We start from the raw sequence: 22,583 nt of genomic DNA, 5'->3' as shown, positions 1-22,583 counted from the left end.
TCTGCTCAAAAATTTTTCTGTCCTTAAAGATCCACGTTCAGGTTAAAACCTAAAACATCTGTAGTATCCCAGGAAGAAGGCCTTTTGCTTTTCTGGAATACATAATACATTTTAACCTCAAAACTATTCTTGTATTTTAGGCGGGTGCCAGTATGAAGCCTGGCCAGGTGCAATCTTTCACTATCAAAACGGTAGTAACCTTCTTCAGCAACATACACGGTAAACCAGGAAGTGTTAAAAGGAGGTAATTCGACAGAAAACATTTGCCGGTGCCTGAAATGGTTGGTAAGGCTTTTAAACATCCTGTATTCAATCCGGTTGGAAAGATCAAAATCGACTTTCCCCAGGCATGTGCCCAAATTGCCATAAATCATGGGGCGTTGTTCCTGCAACCACTCGTTTTCCTTTTTCATCCAAAGCAACCGACCGGAGCCTCCCACTTTAAACCAGTCGGTTAAACGGTGTTCAACAGAGATATCCCCTAATTTGAGGTCGATGTGCCCGGCTTCCGGTGTATAATGAATTTTTTCGGTAATGCCTAACGAAGTTTTTGGGGTTAGCTTAACTTCCAGGTTGGTCAGGTTCCAGATTTGAAAATTTCGCTCCTGCGCAACACCCGTCAGGGAAAGGAGCAAAAGCAACAATATGGACAGTTCTTTGATCACTGATAGCAAACTAAAAAGCCGGATTACAGGAACCCGACTTTATACTATTTTATACTTTTATTTTTTAGGTGTCTGCACACCCCGCTGTTTGGCCATGTCTTCTAGCCTTTTCTGAAATTTCGATTTTTTCACAGGTTTCTTTTTGTTTACCTGCAACTGGGCCCGTATTTTTTCCTCGTCGATAAACGACCGGATAATATAGGTTTGTCCGATAGTAATCACGTTGGCAAGGAAATAATAATAGCTCAAACCGGATGAATAATTATTAAGGATAAATAAGAACATAACCGGCATCATGTACATCATGGTTTTCATTCCCGGCATTCCCTGAGAAGCAGTAGCCTGCTGGTTTAAGCGGGTAGAAATGATGGTCGTGATAGTCATGAGCAGGCAGAATAAACTCACATGGTCGCCGTAAAACGGGATGTTAAAAGGCAAATTGAGAATGGAATCGTAAGTAGATAAATCATGCGCCCATAAAAAACTTTCCTGCCTCAGTTCAATGGAGGTTGGAAAGAAAAAGAACATGGCAATCAGTATCGGAAACTGCAGCAACATGGGCAAACACCCCCCCATCGGGTTTACCCCGGCTTTTTTGTAAAGCGCCATGGTAGCCTGTTGCTTTTCCATGGGTTTGTCGTTTCCATATTTTTTGTTCAGTTCATCTACTTCGGGTTTCAAAGAACGCATCTTGGCCTGCGAAACATACGATTTATAGGTGAACGGAAATAATATGGTTTTAATAAATATGGTGAGCAGCAGGATGATAATCCCAAAATTATCAATAAATCTCCGGAGGAAATTAAAAATAGGAATAATCAGGTACTTGTTTACCGGCCTGACAATGGCATACCCGAGATAAACCTGCCTTTCGAGGTCAATTCCGTATTGACGTAATGTTTGATAGTGGTTCGGGCCGAAAAAGAACTGCATGTCCACCTTTTCATTTCCCGTTCCCTCGTAAGGAATAGAAATATCGGAATAAAAATTTGCCAGGTATTTGGGATCATCTTCAAAACGATCGGAACGAACCAATGCATTGGTAAATGCTTCTCCCGCAATGATTGTGGAATTGAAAAAAAGCTGCTTATATCCAATCCATTTCACACGGGTACTCAGGTTTTCTTCGTCTGATTTGCTTTGTGACAGGTTATCTACTTCATCATCAAAAAATTTATACAAAATGTTGGTATACCGATCTTCACCAAACCGTGAAGGACGTTCTTGCCTGGGCACATCAAACGACCAGGTAAAATTAAGATACCTCTGATTGGAAGCAATGTATTGTTCCATTCCCTGCATATTCAGGTCGAAATCAACAAGAAAAGAGTTATGTTCCAGGGTATAGATATATTCTAAAAATTTTCCGGGAGCAACTTCCAGTTTAAAACTCAATGATTTCTGCTCTCCGGGGTTTTCTTCGTTAAATTTCAAACGCCCTTCGCTTCCTTTTCTTACTTCCGGGCCGCTAACCACAACAGACTTCTGGCTTGTACTTGGGGTAAAAAACAATTGATCGGTTTGAATACTGCGGTTTTGTGCAAAAAAGTTTAGCCCGAACAATGTTTCATCTCCATCGAATAATATAAGGGGAAGTGAATCGTGCGTCTGGTAGTTTTTTAACTCCACAGAATAAATCCTGCCTCCTTTATTGGAGAAAGTTAACTTCATCAGGTTGTTTTCCAGGGTATAAAATTCCCGTTCACCCAATGCTGCATTTCCAAATACTCCCAGTTGGTCAATTTTTTCTTTCAACTTCCCTTCAGCAACAGTTGAATCTGCCGATACTGCTTCGCTTTGCGTCTCCAGGGCAGACTGCTGCCTTGCTTCCTCCAGTTGCAATGCGTTCATTGCCTCTACCTGCGCGATGGAATCCCGACGCCGTTTGGTGGATTCTATTTCTTCTTCCGATGGCTGATTAACAATTGAAAATACGACCAGAATGGCAAATATGAGAACAATACCTAAAATTGAATTTCTATCCATTTTTTTCTTTTAGTAACGAGTTTTTAATAAAATCGACAAACAACGGGTGAGGATTGAGCACAGTGCTCCTGTATTCGGGATGAAACTGAACGCCCACAAACCATTTGTGTGAGGGTATTTCAACTATCTCCACCAGGTCGGTTTCCGGGTTTACTCCAACCGGTTGCATGCCTGCCTTCATAAATTGTTCCCTGAAAGCATCATTAAATTCATACCGGTGGCGGTGTCTTTCAAAAACAGTTAGCTTGTTGTATGCTTTGCATACATTGGAGTCCTTATCAATAATTCGGCATTCGTAAGCCCCCAGTCGCATGGTACCGCCATAATCGGTAATGCCCTTCTGATGTTCCATCAGGTCGATGACCGGATAAGGTGTTTTGGGATTCATTTCAGAAGAATCGGCGCCCTGAAGGTTCAATACATTCCGGGCAAATTCGATAACTGCCACCTGCATGCCCAGGCAAATTCCGAAGTAAGGAATATTATTTTCACGTGCATACCGGGCTGCAAATACTTTTCCATTCATTCCCCGGTGACCAAAACCCGGCGCAACAATAATACCATCGAGTTTGGAAAGTTCTTTTTCCAGGTTTTCTGGTTCAAGCGACTCCGAATGAATCCATTCAATATCTACCTTACATTGATTTACGGCTCCTGCATGAACCAGCGCTTCGGCAATTGATTTATACGCGTCGCGTAATTCCACATACTTTCCTATAAGTCCGATGGTTACTGAATGTTTCGGATTTTTCAGCCGGGTAAGAAAGTTGTTCCAGGCTTCCAAATCAATCTTTTCATTGATTTCGAGGTTCAGTTTTTTCAGCACGGTGATGTCCAGCTTTTCCGAAAGCATTTTAAGCGGAACTTCGTAAATGGTTGGTACATTAACGGATTGCACCACCGCTTCCAAATCAACGTTACAAAATAAGGCCACCTTTTCACGAACCGAAGAATCGATATCATGCTCGGTGCGTAGTACGAGAATGTCGGGCTGAATCCCGGCTTCGAGCAACAGCTTCACTGAATGCTGCGTCGGTTTGGTTTTCAATTCCCCCGTAGCAGCCAGGTATGGAACCAGCGTTAAATGCACCACTACAGCCCGGGAGCCAAGTTCTCGTTTCAACTGCCTCACCGATTCAATGTAGGGCAGCGATTCGATGTCGCCCACCGTACCGCCAATCTCGGTAATTACAATGTCATATTTTCCTTTGGAACCCAGTATTTTTATACGCCGCTTAATCTCGTCGGTAATGTGCGGAATAATCTGCACGGTTTTTCCCAGGTAGTCACCATGACGTTCCTTACTTATAACCGACTGGTAAATTCTCCCGGTGGTTACATTGTTGGCCTGTGAGGTTGGTTCATTAAGAAACCGTTCGTAATGCCCCAAATCGAGGTCGGTTTCCGCCCCGTCTTCGGTTACAAAACATTCCCCATGTTCATAAGGATTTAGTGTTCCCGGGTCTACGTTAATATAAGGATCAAGTTTTTGAATCGTGACGGTATACCCTCTTGATTGCAATAACTTCGCCAGTGATGACGCCAAAATACCTTTACCCAGCGATGAGGTTACCCCACCGGTTACGAATATGTATCTTGTCTCAGACACGCTTGAATTTTTTAGTTTTAAAAGCCACAAAATTAATTAATAAAACTTATCTGAAAACTTATACTCCGGTGAAATTGAATTTTGATTGAAATAAAATAACTTCAGTTTGTACATTCGCTTAACAATAATTAACTCATTTTGCATAGAATAAACGAGAACAAAGCCGTCCGTCAACCCATATATTCAAATAGTACCGAGATATCTTTTTCAAATTTACTATTCGCAATTTTATAAAAATCATGAAAGACAGGCAGTTCAATAAATTTAATATCTGTTTTGTTGTACAAGAACAAAGAAAAATGCCATGCATAATTTTGTAACAAGTTGTTGCGCTATTCTCTGACAGAATCAGTTGAAAATCATTTTACAAAAGTAAACAAAAAGAAAAGTCTCGCCTGTGAATAAAACTTACAGCAATATACATTTGTAACGTAGCTGTTTTTACAATTGTTTAATACTCTATAAAACAACAAATTAAACATTATTTCCAGTAAAATAAACAAACTAACATTGTACTTTCATGCATAAAAAAAGCTGCTTGTCATCGACAAACAGCCTATCCAGTTGACTGGTATATTTTTCTATTTGAATTCCTTTTTCAGTTGTTCAAGCCAGTTTTTTATACGTCCTGCAGTCATCCTTGCCTGGTTTTCCTGATCAATGGGAAGTCCTACAAATTCATCGCCGCGCAGTGCTCTCGACGATTCGAAAGTGTACCCTTCCACCGATGTGTATCCCACAACATTGCCGCCACATTCCTCAATGATTTCAGCAAGAATACCAATAGCGTCACAGAAATTTTCCGGATAACCTTTTTGGTCGCCCAACCCGAAAATGGCAAATTTTTTACCTTTTAAGTCCATCTCTTCCAGGTCGGGAACAAACTCGTCCCAGTAATTAGGCAACTCACCATCGAACCAGGTAGGTGCGCTCAGTATAAAATTATCGTATTTTTCAAGTACATCCTTTGAAAGCTCTTCTGCGTTAACCGCCTCGATACCCGTTTTTCCCCAGGCATCGATTACCTTTTCAGAAACTTTTTTCGATTTCTGTGTGTGAAAGCTGTAAACTATGGCTGTTTTTTTATTCATCTTTACTATGAAATTGCTGTTAATATAAAATTAAATCCTTTGCTGCGTCATAAATTCGCTTCATGTCGGGCAAAATGACTTTTTCAAGAATAACATTGAATCCCACCGGAGTAAAAGTAGAGCCGACCCGTCGTACCGGGGCATCCAAGTGTTCAAAAGCCTTCTCAGTAATAATAGCGCTTAATTCTCCGCCAAATCCTCCAAAAACTTTATCTTCATGCGCCAGCAGAACTTTATTTGTCTTTTTTACTGAGTTCAGGATAGTCTCTTCATCCAGTGGTATGAGCGACCTGATATCTATTACTTCTACGCTATATCCTTCTTCTTCCAGCTTCTTTGCCGCATCCAAACTCAGGTGGGTTGTATTCCCGTAAGTAACAATAGTAAGATCACTGCCTTCTTTGCGAATGCGTGCTTTTCCGAACGGAACTTCAAAGTCTTCGGGCACTACTGTCGCAGCTTTCGGACTTTGATACAATGCTTTGGGCTCCATAAACATGGTAACCCCCCTTGAACGGATTGCCGTACGCAGCAAACCTGCGGCATCATCAGCAAACGAAGGGTAGACAATATGAACCCCGGGGATGGAAACCAATGAGCCTTCAATGGTTTGGGAATGGTACAATCCCCCGCCGATGTATCCCCCCGATGCCAGGCGAATGGTTACATTCGGTGTAAATTTTCCATTTGATCTCCAATAATCGTGGCTGCATTCCACGTACTGTTCCATAGCCGGCCAAAAGTAATCGGCAAATTCGGCGCCCTCCACTACAATTCTTATTTTATCATCGTAACGCGACATTCCGTTTGCCGTTCCTACAATAAAATCTTCGGCGATAGGCGCGTTAAAAATACGCTTGGGACCAAACTCCTTCTGCAGGCCTTTGGAAACATTAAAAATTCCGCCCTTATCCTTATTGGCCATGTCCTGGCCCCACATAAAAGTATCAGGATTTCTTCTGAACTCCGCTTTTAATGTTTCATTCAAAGCAGTAATAAGCTTCACTTTTTCACCTTCTTCGTTATGAAGCCCGTCCGGGTACTTCTCTGAAACGTAGGGTTCCGGAAAAACAAAATCGTAAATCGACTCCGGTGTAGGATCGGGCGCTTTCAAAGCCGCTTTATGAGCCGCTTTAATCTCCAGTTTTACTTCTTGCTCAATAGTCTGGATTTCCTCTTCCGTAAAACGCTCATAACGTATCAGGAGCCTCCTGAATTTGGCCATCGGGTCGTATTCTATCACATAATTTCTTTCCGCTTCGCTACGATAAAGCAAATGATCGTCGGAATTGGAATGAGAACGCATACGCACACAGTTAGCCTGCACAATAACCGGCTTGCTCTCTTCAATGGCATACCTTTTGGCCTCCTCCATCGCATTCATGGAGTCAAATACATCTTTCCCGTTACAATGGATAATCCGCAGGTTTTTAAACCCTGAAAAATTATTGGCCACTTTGCGCTGTGCGGTCTGGTCTTTTTTGGGAACCGAAATTCCGTATCCATTGTCCTGAATAACAAACACAACGGGCAATTCTTCCTTGTCGGCCCCGTTATACGCCTCATAAACAAAACCTTCACTCACTGACGATTCTCCCTGGTTACTGATGGCAATTGCCTTTTCTCCGTAATATTTAATTGCCCGCGCAGCTCCCACAGCGTGGAGGGTATGATTGCCCGTAAGCGAGGAAAAACTGTGAATATTCCATTCAGGCTTTGCAAAATGGTTAGACATGTGCCTGCCGCCGCTTGACGGGTCAGTAGCCTTTGAAATGCCGTTCAGTATTATTTCTTCCGTAGTAAGCCCTGCAGATATTGCAGTGAGCATATCACGATAGTACAAAAACATGTGATCCTTTTTCTTTTCGAAAACCTGTCCAACGGCCAGCTGAATGCCATCATGTCCTGCGTAAGGTGCATGATACGACCAGCCAATGGCCTGTTTCAGATAATTAGGTGCTTTGTCATCAATGGCCCGTCCGATGGTCATCAGTCGGAACCACTTCTCCAAAGTTTTCTTATCTGTTTTTTTGATAGTATGAATCTTAGGTACTTTTAAATCTTTCATTACAATAAATTTCAAATGGAACGATTTACATCAAATTGCTCAAGGATATCGGCAATCCTTCTCAGGAAAGCCCCGCCCAGGGCGCCGTCGACCACGCGGTGATCGTACGAAAGCGAAAGGAACATTTTATGCCTGATGGCAATGGCATCGCCAGCAGGAGTTTCAATCACAGCAGGCTTCTTCTCAATACTGCCGGTGGCGAGAATACCCACCTGTGGCTGATTGATAATGGGCGTACCGATGATATTTCTGAATGTTCCGAAATTTGTGATGGTAAATGTTCCACCCTGAATTTCTTCCGGAGAGAGTTTGTTGTTCCTTGCTGCGTCCGCCAGACGGTTCAAATCCTTTGCAAGTCCAACCAGGTTTTTTTGCTCGGCATTTCTTACAACGGGCACAATCAGGTTCCCGTCCGGTTTGGCCACAGCAACACCTACGTTGATATTTTTGCGGTAAATAATTTTATCTCCGTCAACCGAAGAATTAACCAAAGGAAATTCTGCCAGAGCAGCTGCCGTTGCTTCAATAAAGAACGGCATAAACGTAATTTTCTCCCCATATTTTTTCAGGAAAGCGTCTTTGTTCTTTTCTCTCCAGATAACCAAATCAGTTACATCGGCCTCAACAACCGAAGTAACATGTGGCGAAACCTGCTTCGACATAACCATGTGGTCGGCTATCAACTTGCGCACCCTGTCCATTTCAACTACTTTATCGCCTTCACCTGCAGTAACGGGCGGAGCCGCTTTTCGTTCAACAGCCGACGAGACTGGCGCAGCAGATTTTTGTTCCGAAGGTTTCGCTTTGCCTCTGTTTTCAATGTAGTCCAGAATATCTTTTTTCTGAACCCTGCCATTTCCCCCCGAGCCTTCTATTGTTTCCAGCTCCTCAGCAGTAATGCCTTCCTCCTTCGCAATGGTTCGCACCAAAGGTGAATAAAACCGGTTCGACATTTCTCTTGCAGGCTCTGTGGCTGTATTTTCTTCGCTCTTTTTAGTCTCTCCTTTTACCTGATCAGCAGTTTCTTTTTTGGGACTGTCTTCTTCTTCCTTTGATTCTGCCTCAGCCGGAGCTTCACTTTCTGTTTCTGCTTCCTCGCCTTCTCCGTCTTCGTCAACTACATTTATAACAGCAACAACTTCCCCCACGGGAACCAGGCTGTCTTCCGGAAGGAGTATCTTTGCGATTACGCCATCTACCGGAGAAGGAATTTCTGAGTCCACCTTGTCGGTTGCAACTTCGAAGAGCATATCGTCTTCTTCAATGGTATCCCCTTCTTTTACAAACCATTTGGTGATAGTGCCTTCCTGGATGCTTTCTCCCAGTTTGGGCATGACAATTTCAAATTTTGACATATTCTACCTTTTAAATATGATTTTGCTATTTTCAGTTTATTAAACACTCCTGAAATTGAAATGTTCACATTACAATTTTTCTTAACATTCATTTTAAATTCTCTTCATATTTGGGATACGTAATGCAATAGGAAGAAGGTTGGGGAAAATAGAAAAATTTACGGGAAAGAGTTATATTCTTCCCCAAAAAAAGCAAACCAAATTATAATTGCAGGCCGCCAATTAACTCACTGACAGACGACATTTGGTGCCTCAAGAGATAATTATCAATTCCCTCCACAATGTTAAGGGGGATGAATGGATCTTTAAACAAGGCTGTTCCTACCTGGACAGCTGAAGCGCCAGCCAAAAGAAACTCGATGGCATCAGCGGCATTCATAATACCTCCCATTCCGATAACAGGAATTTTTACCGCCTGGGCCACCTGCCACACCATGCGCAGGGCAATGGGTTTAATAGCCGGGCCAGATAATCCCCCGGTAACAGTTGAAAGCAAAGGTTTACGCGTTTCAGCATCAATAGCCATTCCCACAAATGTATTCACCAGGGAGACACCATCGGCTCCCTGCCCTTCCACGGCTTTGGCTATTTCAGAAACATCGGTGACATTCGGAGACAGTTTTACAATTAAAGTTTTGTTATATGCACTTCTTACGGCACGGGTAACAGCTTCGGCTCCCGGGCAACTCACCCCAAATGCCATTCCGCCCTCTTTTACATTCGGACAGGAAATATTCAATTCGATAGCCGGAATGTTGTCGAGTTCATTTACTTTTTCCGTAACCTCGATATACTCTTCTACTGTCGAACCATTGACATTTATAATCAAAGGTGTTTCATAGTTCTTAATCCGCGGGTAGATATTTTGAATAAAGTAATCGATTCCTTTATTCTGAAGTCCCACAGCATTAAGCATTCCTGAAGGTGTTTCTGCCATACGGGGGTACAGGTTCCCGTCGCGGTTTCGCGGTGTAATCCCTTTCAGGAAAATACCTCCAAGCTGCGACACATCGTAAAACTCATTGATTTCTTCTGCATAACCACAAGTACCCGAGGCCAGCATCACCGGATTTTTTAGTAGAAGATCGTGTATTTTTACGCTTAAATCTGCCATTTCAAATCGTTTATATTAAAAACAGGCCCTTCTGTACACACGCACAAATTCCCGTTCACTGTGGGCTCAATACAACAAAGGCACACGCCAAACCCGCAAGCCATCAGGTTTTCAAGAGAAACTTCACAAAATACCCCGGTTTTTTTAGCTTCACGCGCTACGGCTTTCATCATTCCTTCTGGCCCACAGGCATAAATTTTATCATAGTTTGCCAGCTCACCAAAAAGCGGATGATGTGTCACCAACCCCCGGGTGCCTAAAGTACCGTCTTCCGTTGTAAAATAAATGTTTCCATATTTATTGTAAGCGCTGGCATCGATATGATCAGTAGCGCTCCTGGCCCCAATGATGATATCCATATTTTCAGCAGGAAGTCCCGATTCCCGCGCCAGAAAAAGCATCGGTGCCAACCCGCTTCCTCCACCCACTGCAAGCACCTTGTCGCCCGGAGACGGATAAGTAAAGTGTTTTCCCAGCGGATAAACCAGGCTCAAAACCTCTCCTGCTTTAACTTCCGTAAGTTTTTTCGAACCACGGCCCAGTACTTTTACAATGATGGATATGCTGTTATTTTTATAATCCGTCTCGAACACAGAAAAAGGCCTGCGCAGAAAAATTTCTGAAGAATTTTTGATATCAATATTAACAAACTGTCCGGGTTTTATCGGCGGCAAAGATTCCGGCGATTTTAACCGGATAAGGTAATTATCCTTATTTAGAGGAATATTTTCGGTGATAATAAAATCGGCTACTGATTTTTTTCCCATGCTCGACTGAATTTGGCGGCAAAGATAAAGAATAATTCATTCCTTAAGTAAAAACTGCCCGTATGAGTGTATCAATATGCACCAAAAACCAAGGACCGCCGGTGTTAAACACTGACGGTCCTGATTTGCCTTCTAATTTTTAAACTAACTGGCTTTAATTCCGGGTTTGTAAATACGATAACTGTATATTTAAATTATCATCCTGTCATAATTGTTATTCGTTACAAATGTAAAAACATTTTTCAAAACCAAATTAACAAATGTAAATTATTTTTTATGCTTTACAACACAAAATGAATGCAAGCAGTAATTATGCAGGATTATACGAAACGAACGTTCCGTCAGAATAGATTAAAATCACCTTATCCAGTGTTTTCCCGGAGTCTTGCCTTTCTGTTTCTTCTTCGGAAGAGTGAAGTTGGTAAGGAATTTCAGGTTCACTTTTTACCTGAGATATCTTTTTCTCAGAAGATGTAATATCTCGTTTTTCCGAATCGCTTATAATCATTGGACCATCTCCGGTAAACAACCAACGCGCATTTACCCCTGGAAATGCCAGCAAAAACTTTTCAATAAACGCAGCGCCCGGTTTATTGCGTCCATTCAGTATATGCGATATATTGGAACGCTGGACTCCCAGAATATCTGCCAGATCGCCCGGAGTTATACCTTTGTAATCAATGATTTTTTGGATGCGTTCCTTCATTTCTGTATAAAATGATTATGCTGTACAAATGTAACTTTTTGAATTTACTTTTCCTATATTCTGTTAATTTTTTTTCAACGGACCAAAATAAGGCCAATTTGCCCGTAAGTTATGCAACACAATGAATGACAGAGCAATAGACGAAAGGGGCATATTTGGAAATTACTTTAATTACTCCACTATAATTCACTGGTTAACAACCTCTTATTTTAAAAATATCAATTAAAAATGCTCAAACAGACAAACAACTGTATCATTTCTATAATATACTTTTATTTTTATGTTATAACTAATTGAAATAGTGAAGTATAATGTATAGTATTTGCTATTAGTCTCCCTACCCTTCTGCAGTTCTCTGGCATTTTTTTGTATCACCTGAATTTACAAATGGATTGTCTTGTTGTATTCACATTTGTATCGACATACTTGGTTGTTTTGTTTGGAATAATTTTCTTTTTGTGTTGACAAATGTAAACCGCACTGTTGTTCTCATTTGTAAAAACATCTGTACATGAAATCACTTCTCTTTTTCTACATTCAACTTTTCCCATTTATAAATACCTTTTGGTTTCCCCAATTAATGGGAAGAAAAATTTTTTATGGTGAGAACCAGAAAGCAAAGTGGATAAATACGTTTACGCTTATCTGCCCTAAATTTATTTTATCTAATTTTTGTTTTGCCTTTGCCAAAGCAGGATAATTTGGTTATTGCATTTCCCCTTCTGAAAGTTTTGTTATATTTTAATTTTCTCCCACTTTTCAGGCTTGTCATCTGTTTCATTCCGTACATTTGCTTTAAAAAATAGGAATATTCGATTCTCAGAAGGTTAAAACGACCGGATTATGCATTTAACATTCTGTGATGAAGTGAATTATACTTAAAATTAAAAACTTACTATAAAAACGAAGAAAAATAAAAATACAGCCCATGCGATCTTTTCAACTTCTTTTTTTGCTTGTCTTCATTCTTATCTTTTTTCTTATTGCCACAGGGACCATTCAAAACCTAAAGCAGATTTTCGGAAAAAGAAACTTTAAGTTTCTCCCCCTTTTTTATGGGCTGGTTAGTTTTCTGATATTAGCTGGATTTGTTGTTCTTTACATTTACCCTTACCAACCGAGGGAAGCCAGTTATTATCCTGTTTACTTCTTTTTTAATGCACTCCTTTTTACTTTTTTCGTGTTTAATCTTCCCCAGTCGGTTGCTTTCATTTTACATCTCATTTTTTCAGGAAAGAAAAGATCTCCCGTTCTACCTTATGCCGGTTTTATTGTTGCTGTGGGTCTTTCAGCCGGAATGCTCTATGGAACCATGGCAGGAAGTGGTCAGCTAAAAATGGAACAAATTGATCTCTATTTTGCTAATCTTCCCAAAAATTTTGACAATTACAAAATTGTTCAAATTTCTGATACCCATTTGGGAAGGGTAAAAAAAACCGGGAGGCTGCTTGAAAAGGTGGCGACTAAAATTGACAAGATAGATCCCGATATTCTCCTGTTTACAGGCGATATGGTAAATAATTTTGCAAACGAACTGGAAGGTTTTGATACAATCCTGCAGGAAGTTACAGAAAACCAGACAAGTTATGCCATTCTGGGAAACCATGATTACGGTAATTATTCCAACTGGGATACAGATGAAAAAAAGCGGGCAAATTTTGAAGGCATCATTAATACTTTGCAGGAAAATGGCTTCCGGCTGTTAAGAAATGAGCATACGGTAATAAAAAAAGGAAGCGACTCCATTTTCATTGCGGGAGTTGAAAACTGGGGGCATCCCCCGTTTCCGCAATATGCTGACCTTGAAAAAGCAATACAGGGCATTCCATCCGATGCTTTTACGATTTTACTCACACACGATCCCGCCCATTGGGAGAGTAAAATAGCAGGAAAAAGAAATATTGAATTGACACTATCAGGTCATACCCACGGTATGCAGTGGGGAATAAAACTGGCCGGGATACCATTTAGCCTGGCATCTCTTACCCGGAAAAGCTGGGGAGGACTTTACATTCAGGGAAACACCTCCCTTTACGTAAATACCGGTTTGGGAACCATAGGTATGCCCTGGCGGTTAGATATGCCTGCAGAAATATCCGTATTTACACTAAAACGAGGTAAAATCGATTGAAAACAGAAAATCGAAATACACATTTTTCATCTCCGGGAGATACGAAGCCCTGAAACCTATGCTGGAAGGGGCATAAAACCGTACAAAATTTACATCAGCCGTAAGTTCTGTTCCCATTGATGTGATGTCTTTTACAAAAGTACCGGTTATTTGTCCGTCACTGTAAAAGTTCCCTTTCAGCCTGGTATAATCAGCAAACAATGCTCCCTTTATCCGGCGCACATATAGAAGTCCCAAAAGATTCATATCAGGATAAAAAAGCGGGAGTTTATAATCGACGCCGGCAGTATAAATATCAGTGGTGTTAATTCGTCCCCATCCTCTTGCATACCTTACCACATCTGAAAACCCCAACCTTCCGCCGGTATTTTTGTGCTGGGCTCCGGCATAAACTTTAATTCCGTGGTTATTTAATACTCCCGGCAAGTACAATACCGATTGTAAAGAAGAGATTTCACCAGCTCTGAGCAGTCCTACAGGCGAATGCCGGTAACTGCCGTCAAGTATAATTCCAAAATTTGGGTACATATCCCGGTAGCTTTGCCGTAACAACTGGTGAAAATAAAGCCGGTATCCCAACGAATGAAAGTTTCCTCCCCTGAACTGTTCGGGGGCAGAATCATGGCCATTATAAAAATTGAAACCATATTGCACCTCCGGTTGGATTATCCGGTAAAAAGGCCCTTTGTTCAGGTTTAAGGGTAGCCGGACATTTAATCCGGCATTTGTTTGTCCCCAGGTAAACTTTCTTAACACCGTATCCTGACTTACAACATTCCCTTGATTATCGGTATTTTGCATAATTTGATAATAGCTGGAAGCCCGTGGACCTTGTGTTAAACTAAAATCGAAAACCGGATACCATCCTTTAAATGTGTAATCGAGTGTAAACCTTCCTGTATTTTCGGTATGGTCCCATTTGTACCCAATTACGGTCTCCGAAGTGCCCAGTACATTTTGCGACATCAGGCTCACACCCGGAAAAAATTCGTAGGATTCAGTATTGATATAAACCGGGGCCCAACTGTGAAATTTGAACAGGTTAGCTGTCTTACTGTATTTTTCCGAGGCATATTTTTCCTCTGTGGAATCCGGAAAAACCGGGATGCCCGGTTCCAGGGCAGCCAACTTTTCTGCTAATGGGTAGAGGGCTGGTTCCACATCGTCAAGCGGACTGGTATTGATGTTTTCTAACGAAATCTGAATCAACCGGAATCCACTGGCGGTGTAATCGCTAAGGGCAATATTTTTCCCGTCGGGAGAAATGGCGGGCGACTCAACACCAAACCGAGGTTCAAAAATTTTTTCAATTTTCCGGTTGGATAAATTAAGACGATACAAACTGTTTTTTCCAGAATAGGAACTAATAAAATAAAGCCAGTCTGCATGTGCCCGCAAATGTTTTAGCTCGCCTAAATCCCGGGTGGTAAGCATTTCCATTTTATCTTCGGAGAAATCGATTGTTGCCAGCCTTTTACCTTCCTTTGTCAGGACAATCACTGCCACCTGGTTATTGGTAAGCCATTCAGGAGTGAAAAAATAATTGTTACCGGGTGTCTGGAAACGCTGGAGCAATTTTCCTCCGGGCAATTGGTACACAGAAAGGTAATAATTGCTCGAAAAATCTGTTTCCACAACAGCTATCTTGTCTTTTTGAGGTGAAATAACCGGGCTGAAACATTTATGTTCCGTTTTAATTTCAAGCCTTTTTTTATTTCCTGTATTAAACAATCTCAATAATGAATGCCCGCTGTGCTGCCAGCGAAGGTCGGAAATCTGTTCTGACCACACAATCCATTCGCCAATATAGCTTGCCGATTCATTAAAAACAATACCCGGAAAAACAAGCTTCTTCTCCTTTCCGTCAGGCTTCACTTTTACAAACGACGGTATTCCATCGTAGGAAGTTTTATAAGAAAACAGTACCGAGTCATTCAGCCAGTGGTTGTACCGGTAATTTGTAAAAACAGCATTGGGCTGGGAAAACACATCAAAAGATTTTGGTTGAAAGCTTTTGTCCTCCTTCAACCAAACTGTTTGCAAACTGTCGAAAACCGACTGGTAAAGTTGTTTCTTGTTTAATCCGGTATAGTCTTTCAATGTTTTGTTAACAGGAGAAAGCGAAAGTGGCTTTTGACCGGTACGGGTCAGTACTTCTTCCCAAACCTGGTTTCCGTACCTTTCTTTTGTATGGCCAACCAGGTAATACCCCAATTTATAATGGTCAGGAACAAAATCGCGGTATGATCCCAGGTAAGCTTTGTCATAAGAAAAAGCTCCTTTTTCAACAACCTGGGCGCGATGTTCCATTAAAAAAGAAGGGAAACGCCCCCTCCCGTAATTGCTCAGCGCTGTTTCAGCAACTACTGCATCACCTTCGATAAACCACCAGGGCAGATACCCCCCAAAAGCAAGCGCCGAAACCTGTTCCCCAAACAATACCTTTAACCATCCGGGCATGTTGCTGTGTATTTTGTCAATCTGCACAACATGACGGAATTCATGCAGGGCCAACTGCTCCAACCAGTCCTGCGCGTAAATGGACTGATGCGGCGTAGTATAAAACTCGGCCCGTTTGGGCGCCCAGGCCACCAAGCCGTTGGACTGGACAGTTTGAGTATGCAGGATTACAGGTATCTTTTTCGGATTATACTTCAATGAATAACTTCCGTAAGGATACACAGCATCAAGTGTTCCGGCCAGTTTTTGAGCCTGTACTTCATAATAATCAGGATAAATCAATTGAAAATTTTTTGTATTGATTTGTCTCCAATGAATGGAAGCTGGATCCTGACCAGTTCGAAAATATTGCGCAGCAGAAAGAAATACTGATGCGATAAATATTGAGAATAGTATGATCTTCTTCATTTCCCAAAAATAAACATTCCGGGAAAGAAACCATCTCGACAGAGTAAAAAAGAAAGAAGCCTATCCCTTGTCAGGCAGCTTCTTCCTTAATTAACCGTCAAGCTTCGTTTACTCCTAAAATAGGAATCGGGTTTTCATCGGCATTTTGATTGAGCACAGAAAGATATAATGTAGCAAAAGCCGCATGAATCCACATAAATGAAATAATCGCACCGACAAATAAAACGATCAATCCCGCGATGAAAATAAAAACTGAAATAATTGCCATGGCAAATATTTTCCAGCCATGTCCACGGGTCATTTGCCAGCTTTTTTCCACTGCCTGCATAGGTTCCAGCTCCTTGTCCATCACCAGATAAGGCACAAAAACGAGCCGGCATAAAGCAATAATGCCCGGAATGATAAACAGGACAAGCCCAATTATAACCAATGCAAACACAATCAGATTAGCCAGAACAATTTTCAGGTATTTGGTTTTAAATCCTTCAAAAAGAAACCGGAGATCAGTTTCTTCATCCCGCATGGCTTTCAGGAAAATATACTTTTCGCCATAGTTAATAACCGGCATAAACAAAAAACCGTAGGCCATACTAAATAATGCCACAGGAACAAACCACACAAAATTGAACCAATCGCCCTCGCCTGATTTCCAGTTTACCCCAACAGGTCCGTTGAGCAATCCGGTAATAATTACAGCCAGTAACAGCGGAAGAAAAGCTTTTTCAAATATTGTCCGCCAGCCATAGCTAAAACTTCCTCCCACAGAAGGAGTTAAATCGAAATACTTTTGTTTTTCCATTTTCATGCTTTTTGTTTTGTTTTCGCACATTGTTTTGCTGTAACGAAAATAACCTGTTCTGTAAAAATATCCTTCCTACTTTGGTTGGAATTTAAATATTCACTACTTTGGTAGGCCACAGCCTTACAGTGACTACTTGGCCAAAATTTAAACCATAATGCTGATTGAGAATCTATCCTATCTTGTAACTTTTATTGCCACTACGGGAATTGCGGTAACCGGTACGTTGGTTACCTATCAGTTGCTCAGAGAACAAAAAACGGCCGTCCTGCAAATTCTGCTTTACCAGCAAATATTCCTTTTCTGCTTTTTTATATATGGAATATGGGGCAATCTGGGGCTGAGACAAATTATGACTGATGTTTATATGAGCAATGAGCTGATCGAAAAACTGGCCTTTTTTGTCCCCCTTCTTGGAATTCCGTTTCTTGTAGTAAGCTGGTTTATGCTTCTTAAATTTGCGTTTAGCATCAACGGATACAATGCGTCTAAAAAATGGGTGTACTTTTATTTTGCAAGTTTTATCGTACTATTGAGCATCTTTGCATTTTTATTTCAAAACAATTTTCTTCCTTCACCTGCAAAGCCTGATACCTTTCTAATCAAAATATTTGTAATTGTTAACCTCTTTTTTCATTTGCTATTTTCCTACCCTTTTTTTCGGTCGAAAAAAGAGACAATGCGCGGTTTCAAAAAGGAAGAGTTACCTAAATGTATTTTGATTTATCTCACAAGTGTGGGACTTTATTCGATGATGCTCTGGTTTCATGATATTTTTGGATTTGTTTCCATCGTATCCTCAATTTTAATGCTATTTGCGGCAAGCGCTCTTTTACCCGTATGTCTCAGACTGATGGCCTGCCCGAGTGTTGAAAACACGGCTGATTCCGACAAAAGCTTCCACCTGTTTTGTACAGATTTTGAAATCTCAAAACGCGAAGCCGAAATTATCCGGGAAATTTGTTCCGGGAAAACCAACAAAGCGATTGCGGAAAAACTGTTCATAACATTACAAACGGTAAAAGACCATACCCACCGCATTTACACCAAAACCAGGGTAAAAAGCCGTGTACAGCTTGCCAACCTTGTAATGGAAAGGCTGAACGGAAACTAAAGCCCGTTACTCTTCAAAAAACATATCTTCTTTGATTTTTTTTATTCGGTCGAGGGCGTAGTTTACATTTTGTGCCGATTCGCCCGCCTCTGTCAGGTACACACGGTAAAAGTTCAGCGCCAATGTTTTATTCGAATTAAACTCTTCGTACGTAGTGGCAATTTCGAAAAGCACTTCCTTGTTGGAAGGATCCAACTCGTTCGCCTTTTTCAGCGCTGCAATTGATTCCTCAAACTTGCGTTGCTGTCCAAAAATCTGTCCCAGATGATGGTACATTTCGGGCAGGTAGCTTGGCGTAGCCGATTCGATGGCAGCATTCATAAAAGCTTCAGCTGTTTGATATTGCGCCAGGTTTTTGTGACTCAGACTCAAATAAAACAGCACATAGGGATCGTTAGCCAACTGTCCGGCACAAATGTCGAGAACCTGAATCGCTTTATTCTCATCTTTTGTAAAATAAAGAGAGATTCCATAATTCATCAATACTTTATAAACCGAATCGCCTCCTGCCTTAAAGTATTGTTCATAAGCCAGCCGGGCGTCATTGTACTGCCGGTTCCCCATAAAAAAAGTAGCTTTTTGCTGGTAAAAACCAGCATCATCCGGAAAATTCCCAAGTCCTGCTTCGATGGTTTCCAAAGCCTTGCCAAATTGCTCCGTTTGCTGGTACAACCGGATAAGATTAAAATACGAAGCATAATCCCGTGGGTTGATATCCAATACTTTTTCATACAATGTGATGGCATGTTTTGTTTTCCCGGTTTGATGCGCACAAAAAGCAAACTGCTTGTTCCAGTAGACATTGGATGAATCTGCCTGGTAAATACCTGCGAAAATATCGTACGCTTTCTGAAACTTATCTAATTGAATATAATTTCGACCCAGTTTACCTGCGATGGAATGTTTTTCTGGCTGCAAAACAACAGCCTGTTCAAAAAAAGGTGTTGCGTCATAATGATTTCCCAAAGAAGATAAGGCTTCGGCCATCTCTTCCAAAAACTTAGAATTTTGAGGTTCCAACTCCAGTGCTAAGGAAAAAGCCTTTGTAGCATTCTGATAGTTTTGCATTTGGCTGAAAACAAATCCTTTTTTGAAATACAAATCAGCCTGCGGATACTTCTGAATCTCATTATCGATTTGCAGGAGAGCAGCGTGGTAGTTTTTTTGCAGAATTAACAAATCTGTTTTATCCTGCGACAATACTGTGATCTGAAAGTTAAAAAAAAGAAACAGGAAAATATAAAACGGTTGTCGAAAGTTCATAGCTATTGAATCTTAGATTTATTTTTTACCGTTTCTAAAACGGATTATTCAGAGGTTGTTGTCCAATGCAAAGGTGATTGGAACAGTGTAACTAACATTAACTGCTTTCCCTTTGTGCGTTCCGGGAGTCCAAACAGGCAGACTATTTATAACCCTCAGGGCCTCTTTATCTAGGGCCGGATCAACTCCATGTGCAATGTGGGAATTAGCAATTGATCCGTTTTTGGTTACAACAAAGGAAACAACCACTTTCCCCTGCAACCCTTTTTCAATGGCAGCCTCAGGGTATTCAACCGAATTGGTAATAAACTGGCGCAGTGCATCATCACCTCCCGGGAAACCAGGCATTTCATCCACAAGGAAAAACACTTCTTCAGCCACCCCCAACTTTTTCGGTTCTTCCTTCTTTTGAGCTGTGTGTATATTGATCAAACTGTCGTCGTCTGCTTCTCCCGTATTACCTCCCGAAAAAAGCTGTCTTATCTTTCTCAGATTGCCTGAGGCACTTTCGATTTTCAGTTGCTCATTCAAAGCGCTTACATTCAATGGAGCAACTTCCTTTTTAGCTCCCACTTCAAATGACTCTTTCTTTTCGCAGGCAAAAACGACAACTAAAACAAAGGCAGCCAAAATTCCAAAAATGACCTTCCCGTTGGCAACCTTTGATGATCTGAGTTTCGACATCATTCTAACGCGGTTCTTTATCAGGGAATAGTTAAAGTGATTGGTCATTTCAAACTGGTCGCCTGCATATTGAATAAGCAGTAACTTTTTGTAATATCCCCGGCTAACTCCTGAATTTAACACAGCCTGATCAGCAAGGTACTCATGATTTTCCCTGACTACCCGTTGAAACATCCACATAAACGGGTTAAACCACTGAAAAGCGGTAAGGATTTCGAGGATGATAACATCAAAAGTATGCCCTTGCTTAATGTGTTCCAGCTCGTGTGCAATCATCTTGTGATACCCGTCTTTCCTTTCCAGGGAACTGCTCAAAAAAACATAATTCAAAAAAGAAAACGGCCCAATATTTTGATTCAGGGTAACCAGTTTAAAGCCATGCATTTTTTGTACCGGATTTTGGTAAATGAGCAGGATTAATTCTGCTACCCGCACCAGAAAGCGAAGAAGAAAAAACAACAATCCGGCAATGTATATCAGGATAATGGCATTGGCAGAAAGAATGGCCTGTTCGATGCTACCCGACAAATCTTTTCCGTAAACCGTAACAGCCTCAATCAGGTTACGATATGGTGTAATAGTAATCTCGGTCAGCATCACAGGATCGGTATTGTAAACCTGAAACTTCAGAAAAGGAAGAATGACCGAAAAAAGAAGGGAGCTTAGCAGGAAAAGCCGGTTTAGCCTAAAAAAGGTCTCTTTCCGGAGAAACAGAATGTAAATGAGAGAAAACAGGGAAAGACTGATTCCTGATTCCAGGATAAAATTAACGATGTTGTCCATTTTCATCTGAATTTTCGTTTTCCAGATCACGTTTCACATCTTCCATTAATTCATCCAAATCAGACAGGCTCATGTTGTCTTCTTTGGCGAAAAATGAAACCATTTCCTGAAAAGAACCACTGAAATAGTTGCGCATAAAGTTTTTCATGAACGAGCGGGTGTACTCTTTCCGGGAGATGAGCGGATAGTATTCATGGGTTTTTCCGTAGGCATTGTGTCCTACAAAACCCTTTTTTTCAAGAATACGAATAATAGTAGATACCGTGTTGTAAGCAGGTTTGGGGGTTGGCATTTCATCGATAAGATCTTTTACAAAGGCTTTTTCCAGCTTCCAAAGGAGCTGCATAACCTGTTCTTCTGCTTTTGTTAACTCTTTCATTTTTATACGTTGAAATGATAAAACCTGATTATTCGAACTACAAAAACTGTGCCCACCAACTAAATATTTAGTTTTGTTTCCCGGAATTGAATACACCGTACATACATTGAAACGCAACAGGTCAAATCCTTTCCGGATTATTAGACTACTGAAGTTGAAAATTAATGACGGCACTATAATATACTTTTACCGCTCTCCCCTGTTGTCTTCCGGGTTTAAATTTCGGCAAACTGTTAACAACCCGTAGCGCCTCTTGATCCAGGGAAATATCTACGCCCCGTAAAATTTCGGCATTACTCACCATTCCCACTTCATTTACAACAAATTTTACAAATACCTTTCCCTGAATTCCGTTCTCCTGAGCAACGACAGGATACCTTACCTGGTCACTGATGTATTTATAAAGAGCCCTGTCTCCTCCCGGAAATTCAGCAGGATCATCCACGGCAATAAATATTTTCTCTTCTCTTTCCGGCTCTTCCGTATTTTTAAATATGACCGGGGTAAAATCAATAACTGTTTCATCATTTGCCTCACTGTCTTCTATCAGAATCTCATCATCAATATCAACATGATCTTCAACTATATTCAACATTTCGACAACTTTAGGAGGCGGGAGTTTGGCTTCTGGCTCACGGGTTATCGGAACCATTTCTTCCGCAACAGGCTGAAACTGAACCGTACCAAGAGATTCTGCCTTTTTGGGCGCAACCGACCATTCAAAAGCCAGTAAAGTAAAACCGAGAGCAATCACCAGTCCAATTAAAAAGAACAGGTTTCTTTTGTTCTCCAAATTTGCAGCGTTTGTTTTTTTTGTTTCCATGGCATTTAAATTTAACGTTTTACATAATCAAAATACATTGTATCCTTCTCCCCTTACTTCATTTACTGCTACAGGAAAATCCTATTTCAAATATATAACTAAAGATTTAGTTTTCAAACTAATTTCTTAGTTATTTTATATAAAAAGAAAATAAACTACTCATTATAAGCAATATAAATCAACTAATATTTTAGTTTTAAAATTACAAAAGCTAATAGTCTGCTGTGTTTTCCGGGCAAAAATTATCTACCTATAATTAGCCCCAAAATTTAGACAACAAGTATAATTTGAAAATTTAATAAACTTGTTGTTATGAAAAAGAGAAAAACTTACAGCGCAGGCTTTAAAACAAAAGTAGTACTTGAAGCTCTTCAAGAG

General features: G+C 40.9%; 17 protein-coding genes. 2 read left to right on the top strand and 15 right to left on the bottom strand.

Going from position 1 to position 22,583, the window contains the following annotated elements; genetic code table 11:
- Positions 1-23: 23 nt before the first annotated feature.
- From D1164_RS20885 to D1164_RS20845, 9 genes are all read right to left on the bottom strand, one after another.
- On the bottom strand, positions 24-665 hold the full coding sequence (locus D1164_RS20885) for a DUF2490 domain-containing protein (RefSeq protein WP_172594563.1): 642 nt from the start codon (positions 663-665) through the stop codon (positions 24-26).
- A gap of 57 nt (positions 666-722) precedes the next feature.
- A complete protein-coding gene (gene yidC / locus D1164_RS20880) occupies positions 723-2,651 on the bottom strand; it encodes a membrane protein insertase YidC (RefSeq protein ID WP_119351854.1) in 1,929 nt (642 codons plus the stop codon).
- Entirely contained in the window at positions 2,644-4,260 is a 1,617-nt protein-coding gene (locus D1164_RS20875) for a CTP synthase (RefSeq protein WP_119351853.1), read from the bottom strand. The genes yidC and D1164_RS20875 overlap by 8 nt, the downstream gene beginning before the upstream one ends.
- 581 nt (positions 4,261-4,841) lie before the next feature.
- Positions 4,842-5,351: a flavodoxin gene (locus D1164_RS20870; RefSeq protein WP_119351852.1), complete on the bottom strand. Its 510-nt coding sequence runs from the start codon at positions 5,349-5,351 to the stop codon at positions 4,842-4,844.
- A gap of 19 nt (positions 5,352-5,370) precedes the next feature.
- The gene (locus D1164_RS20865; protein WP_119351894.1) at positions 5,371-7,419 is read right to left on the bottom strand and encodes an alpha-ketoacid dehydrogenase subunit alpha/beta; all 2,049 of its coding nucleotides are present in this window, start codon (positions 7,417-7,419) and stop codon (positions 5,371-5,373) included.
- A gap of 11 nt (positions 7,420-7,430) precedes the next feature.
- Complete coding sequence (locus D1164_RS20860; protein ID WP_119351851.1) at positions 7,431-8,774, bottom strand: dihydrolipoamide acetyltransferase family protein; 1,344 nt, start codon at positions 8,772-8,774, stop codon at positions 7,431-7,433.
- 202 nt (positions 8,775-8,976) lie between these two features.
- Positions 8,977-9,888, bottom strand: a complete 912-nt coding sequence (locus D1164_RS20855; protein ID WP_119351850.1) for a dihydroorotate dehydrogenase — start codon at positions 9,886-9,888, stop codon at positions 8,977-8,979.
- A complete protein-coding gene (locus tag D1164_RS20850) occupies positions 9,876-10,655 on the bottom strand; it encodes a dihydroorotate dehydrogenase electron transfer subunit (protein ID WP_119351849.1) in 780 nt (259 codons plus the stop codon). Before D1164_RS20850 ends, D1164_RS20855 begins: the two co-directional genes overlap by 13 nt.
- 310 nt (positions 10,656-10,965) lie before the next feature.
- Positions 10,966-11,361, bottom strand: a complete 396-nt coding sequence (locus tag D1164_RS20845; protein ID WP_119351848.1) for a helix-turn-helix domain-containing protein — start codon at positions 11,359-11,361, stop codon at positions 10,966-10,968.
- Between the two features lie 928 nt (positions 11,362-12,289).
- Between D1164_RS20845 and D1164_RS20835 the strand changes: the two genes are divergently transcribed.
- On the top strand, positions 12,290-13,492 hold the full coding sequence (locus D1164_RS20835) for a metallophosphoesterase (RefSeq protein ID WP_119351846.1): 1,203 nt from the start codon (positions 12,290-12,292) through the stop codon (positions 13,490-13,492).
- Here the strand turns inward: D1164_RS20835 and D1164_RS20830 are convergent.
- Both D1164_RS20830 and D1164_RS20825 read right to left on the bottom strand, forming a co-directional pair.
- Entirely contained in the window at positions 13,469-16,360 is a 2,892-nt protein-coding gene (locus tag D1164_RS20830; RefSeq protein WP_147372253.1) for a TolB family protein, read from the bottom strand. The genes D1164_RS20835 and D1164_RS20830 overlap by 24 nt on opposite strands.
- A 97-nt stretch (positions 16,361-16,457) precedes the next feature.
- Positions 16,458-17,159 carry a hypothetical protein gene (locus D1164_RS20825; RefSeq protein ID WP_147372252.1) on the bottom strand — a complete coding sequence of 234 codons (702 nt, stop codon included), beginning with the start codon at positions 17,157-17,159 and terminating at the stop codon, positions 16,458-16,460.
- A 157-nt stretch (positions 17,160-17,316) separates the two neighbouring features.
- Here D1164_RS20825 and D1164_RS24170 point away from each other — a divergent pair, with 157 nt between their 5' ends.
- Positions 17,317-18,273, top strand: coding sequence for a helix-turn-helix transcriptional regulator (locus tag D1164_RS24170; RefSeq protein WP_119351843.1), 957 nt, complete (start codon positions 17,317-17,319; stop codon positions 18,271-18,273).
- A gap of 6 nt (positions 18,274-18,279) precedes the next feature.
- Here the strand turns inward: D1164_RS24170 and D1164_RS20815 are convergent, their stop codons facing one another.
- From D1164_RS20815 to D1164_RS20800, 4 genes are all read right to left on the bottom strand, one after another.
- A complete protein-coding gene (locus D1164_RS20815) occupies positions 18,280-19,536 on the bottom strand; it encodes a tetratricopeptide repeat protein (protein ID WP_119351842.1) in 1,257 nt (418 codons plus the stop codon).
- Between the two features lie 48 nt (positions 19,537-19,584).
- A complete protein-coding gene (locus tag D1164_RS24075) occupies positions 19,585-21,003 on the bottom strand; it encodes a M56 family metallopeptidase (protein WP_172594562.1) in 1,419 nt (472 codons plus the stop codon).
- On the bottom strand, positions 20,987-21,382 hold the full coding sequence (locus tag D1164_RS20805; protein ID WP_119351840.1) for a BlaI/MecI/CopY family transcriptional regulator: 396 nt from the start codon (positions 21,380-21,382) through the stop codon (positions 20,987-20,989). Before D1164_RS20805 ends, D1164_RS24075 begins: the two co-directional genes overlap by 17 nt.
- Positions 21,383-21,527: 145 nt before the next feature.
- Complete coding sequence (locus D1164_RS20800; RefSeq protein WP_119351839.1) at positions 21,528-22,205, bottom strand: energy transducer TonB; 678 nt, start codon at positions 22,203-22,205, stop codon at positions 21,528-21,530.
- Positions 22,206-22,583 lie beyond the last annotated feature (378 nt).

Origin of the sequence: Mariniphaga sediminis, assembly GCF_003573545.1 — a bacterium.
GTDB lineage: Bacteria > Bacteroidota > Bacteroidia > Bacteroidales > Prolixibacteraceae > Mariniphaga > Mariniphaga sediminis.
Note: the sequence above shows the minus strand (reverse complement) of the source record. Positions and strands in the feature narration are given on the sequence as shown.

Bases quoted from the DNA above. Each gene is read 5' to 3' on its own strand.
- D1164_RS24075 (WP_172594562.1), bottom strand. From the start codon at position 21,003: ATGGACAACATCGTTAATTTTATCCTGGAATCAGGAATCAGTCTTTCC.
- D1164_RS20860 (WP_119351851.1), bottom strand. From the start codon at position 8,774: ATGTCAAAATTTGAAATTGTCATGCCCAAACTGGGAGAAAGCATCCAG.
- D1164_RS20855 (WP_119351850.1), bottom strand. From the start codon at position 9,888: ATGGCAGATTTAAGCGTAAAAATACACGATCTTCTACTAAAAAATCCG.
- D1164_RS20865 (WP_119351894.1), bottom strand. From the start codon at position 7,419: ATGAAAGATTTAAAAGTACCTAAGATTCATACTATCAAAAAAACAGAT.
- D1164_RS20830 (WP_147372253.1), bottom strand. From the start codon at position 16,360: ATGAAGAAGATCATACTATTCTCAATATTTATCGCATCAGTATTTCTT.
- D1164_RS20815 (WP_119351842.1), bottom strand. From the start codon at position 19,536: ATGAACTTTCGACAACCGTTTTATATTTTCCTGTTTCTTTTTTTTAAC.
- D1164_RS20850 (WP_119351849.1), bottom strand. From the start codon at position 10,655: ATGGGAAAAAAATCAGTAGCCGATTTTATTATCACCGAAAATATTCCT.
- D1164_RS20800 (WP_119351839.1), bottom strand. From the start codon at position 22,205: ATGGAAACAAAAAAAACAAACGCTGCAAATTTGGAGAACAAAAGAAAC.
- D1164_RS20845 (WP_119351848.1), bottom strand. From the start codon at position 11,361: ATGAAGGAACGCATCCAAAAAATCATTGATTACAAAGGTATAACTCCG.
- D1164_RS20825 (WP_147372252.1), bottom strand. From the start codon at position 17,159: ATGGAAAAACAAAAGTATTTCGATTTAACTCCTTCTGTGGGAGGAAGT.
- D1164_RS20870 (WP_119351852.1), bottom strand. From the start codon at position 5,351: ATGAATAAAAAAACAGCCATAGTTTACAGCTTTCACACACAGAAATCG.
- D1164_RS20805 (WP_119351840.1), bottom strand. From the start codon at position 21,382: ATGAAAGAGTTAACAAAAGCAGAAGAACAGGTTATGCAGCTCCTTTGG.
- D1164_RS20835 (WP_119351846.1), top strand. From the start codon at position 12,290: ATGCGATCTTTTCAACTTCTTTTTTTGCTTGTCTTCATTCTTATCTTT.
- D1164_RS24170 (WP_119351843.1), top strand. From the start codon at position 17,317: ATGCTGATTGAGAATCTATCCTATCTTGTAACTTTTATTGCCACTACG.
- yidC (WP_119351854.1), bottom strand. From the start codon at position 2,651: ATGGATAGAAATTCAATTTTAGGTATTGTTCTCATATTTGCCATTCTG.